Consider the following 988-nt stretch of genomic DNA (forward strand, 5'->3'; position numbering starts at 1 on the left):
GGCGGGCGGGGCGTGGCCCGGCCGAGCCATGCGGTGCTGGTCCAGGCGGGATGGCGGGGCATGCGACACCTCGGCTGCTGCTGGCGCCAGCCTAGCAGCCGCCTTCCAGAAATGTAAACGGACCGGTCGGTTTCTTTCGCGAGAGCCACGGCCCCGGCTCAGCCCCCGCCGGGCGCCGGCGGCCAGCACCGCTCATCCAGCAGCCGGTCGAACAGCCGGTCGCGCTCCGCCTCGCCGAGCGGGCAGACACCGAGCAGCTCCCCCATCAGCAGGCCGCGCGCCGCCAGCCAGCGCAGCGTGGCGAGGTCCGGGTCCGCCGCCTCCTGGCGCAGCGCCCGCAGCTTCTCGGCCGACAGGTCGCGGATCGGCGCCAGCAGGGCGGGCTCCTCCGCCAGCGCGCCGCACAGGGCGAAGGCGGCGTTCTGCGGGCTGGACAGCGCCTCGCGCATCGTGGCGATCTGCGTGGCCAGGTAGGGCTGCGCCCGCTCCCGCCCCAGCGCCGCGGCGTGGCGCGCGGCGAAATCCTCGAACTGCGCCGTCTGGTGCCGCAGCAGCGCCTCCAGCACCGCCACCTTGCTGCGGAACTGGTGGGTCAGCGCGCCCTTGCTGATGCCGCATTCGCGGGCGATGGCGTCGAGCGTCAGCCGCCCCGGCCCGTCCCGCGCGATGATCGCCAGCGCCGCCTGCAGGATCGCGCCGCGCGTGCGCTCGGAGCGGCTGGCGTTGTCCATGGCATCTCTCCCTCGGTCCGCGCCGGCGGGATAGCGCAGGGGCCGGCGGGGAAACAGACCGAATGGGCGGTTTTTTTCAGGCCGCCACCAGCCGCAGCTTCACCTGGCCGCAGGCGGCGACATCGGCGATGGCCAGCGCCGCGCCCTCCTCGGCGAAGCCGATGCCATTCTGCCGCAGCAGGGCGCGGGCGGCGCCGAGCTCGCGCACCGCGATATCGATGCCGGCGCCGGCGGGCTCGCCCGGCGGCAGGGCCGGG

Annotated in this window: 2 protein-coding genes; both read right to left on the bottom strand. The window is 75.5% G+C overall.

Annotated elements, in window-relative coordinates:
- Window positions 1-158: 158 nt before the first annotated feature.
- On the bottom strand, window positions 159-731 hold the full coding sequence (locus tag HMPREF0731_RS21795) for a TetR/AcrR family transcriptional regulator (RefSeq protein WP_007006420.1): 573 nt from the start codon (window positions 729-731) through the stop codon (window positions 159-161).
- A 76-nt stretch (window positions 732-807) separates the two neighbouring features.
- The coding region (locus HMPREF0731_RS21800) for a hypothetical protein (protein WP_007006421.1) at window positions 808-988 on the bottom strand (181 nt) is incomplete at its 5' end.

The sequence above is a fragment of the Pseudoroseomonas cervicalis ATCC 49957 genome (assembly GCF_000164635.1).
Taxonomy (GTDB): Bacteria; Pseudomonadota; Alphaproteobacteria; order Acetobacterales; family Acetobacteraceae; genus Pseudoroseomonas; species Pseudoroseomonas cervicalis.

Excerpts from the sequence above, each read along its gene's own strand:
- HMPREF0731_RS21795 (WP_007006420.1), bottom strand. The coding sequence starts at position 731 with ATGGACAACGCCAGCCGCTCCGAGCGCACGCGCGGCGCGATCCTGCAG.